Source organism: Rhizobacter sp. P3_B12 (assembly GCF_056402895.1).
This window is the reverse complement of the sequence record NZ_JBFUGN010001399.1, coordinates 1-1,201: the sequence shown is the minus strand read 5'-3', so window position 1 is coordinate 1,201 and position 1,201 is coordinate 1. Positions and strand designations below refer to the sequence as shown.

Sequence of the window (1,201 nt, the reverse complement as noted above, 5' to 3'; positions counted from 1 at the left end):
CGGTGAACCCGTTGCCGGCCACACCAGGGGGCACACCGGGTGCGAGCGTCACGCTGCCGGCCGGCACGGTGCTGTGGCAGGCGCAGGCCTACAACGCGTGGGATCGGCTGGAGCAGCAGCGCTACAGCAGCTCGGTGGTGAGCAAGTCGAGCTATGAAGCTGCGACGGGCCGTGCCAGCGTATGCGTCCGGCCAAGTCATCTTGATCTGAGCTCGCAGCCATAGGAGGCTCTACTCCACTTAACTTCTCCGTGGACACGTGGACACTACTGTGGTGAAGGCGGCTGGGCGCCGCCGAAGGCGCAAGCACAGCGCCGAGTTCAAGGCGCAGCTCGTGGCGGCCTGCGAGCAACCTGGCATGTCGAKCGCAGCCGTGGCGATGGCCAACGGCATCGGCGTGCAGTTGGCGCCGTTGGTGCAGGCCATGCACGAAGATCTACTCGCCCGGCGCGTCCTGCATGCCGACGAGACGCCGGTTCCTGTCGGTGGACCAACTCGTGAGCGATCCGGCAGACCTGCAGGCCTACAACCGCTACAGCTACGTGCGCAACGATCCGCTGGCGCGCACGGACCCGAGCGGCTGGTCGGATGACAAGCCGAGCAAGACATGGGAGCCCTGGAAGGGCTACTTCGTGACGACGATCATGTTCCCGGCGCTGAGCGCGCCGGACGTGAGCCCGGCGCAGACGGCCACAACCAAGACAACGCCGGAGAAGGCGCCAGATGGCGCTGGATCACCAGCGCCCGCGAAGAAGGCTGAGTCGAGCTCTTCGAACAGCGCCTCGTCGGAGCGGTGCAGCGGTAGCGTTTGCATAGACCAAGCAACCCGTCAAGCTCGTGCGGAATACCATGGAGACAACCCGAAGGATGCGGGAAAGCACTACATGGGTAATGTCTTTGCCAGCGCTTGGAATGAGGCATTCGAAGCTGCCAGGATGTACATGGAAGGCGTGTGTCGTGGTCAAGTCTTTTCGGACACGCCAATGAGTTGGTTTGGGTTGAATCTCAGTGAGTGTGTTCGGCGTGACGCTCATGCTCGACGGGCGAGCGATAGCCGAGTGTGGAATGGAGCCTGACGGGGTTGTAGAAGCAGGCGATGTAGTCGGCGACATCGATCATCGCTTCGGCGTGATTGGCGTAGTCGCGCTGCCAGACGCGTTCCATCTTCAGGTTCAGGAAGAAGCGTTCCATCACGGCGTTGT

The 1,201-nt window shown here is 62.9% G+C and carries 3 protein-coding genes; 2 read left to right on the top strand and 1 reads right to left on the bottom strand.

Translation table 11 applies throughout. The features are described 5' to 3' along the window. Both AC1D01_RS35580 and AC1D01_RS35575 read left to right on the top strand, forming a co-directional pair. A partial coding sequence (locus tag AC1D01_RS35580) for a hypothetical protein (protein WP_477874356.1) occupies positions 1-224 on the top strand: 224 nt, incomplete at its 5' end. Between the two features lie 133 nt (positions 225-357). After that, entirely contained in the window at positions 358-591 is a 234-nt protein-coding gene (locus AC1D01_RS35575) for an IS66 family transposase (RefSeq protein WP_477874358.1), read from the top strand. Positions 592-1,004: 413 nt separating this feature from the next. Here the strand turns inward: AC1D01_RS35575 and AC1D01_RS35570 are convergent. Continuing rightward, on the bottom strand, positions 1,005-1,201 hold a 197-nt coding region (locus AC1D01_RS35570), incomplete at its 5' end, for an IS3 family transposase (protein WP_477874100.1).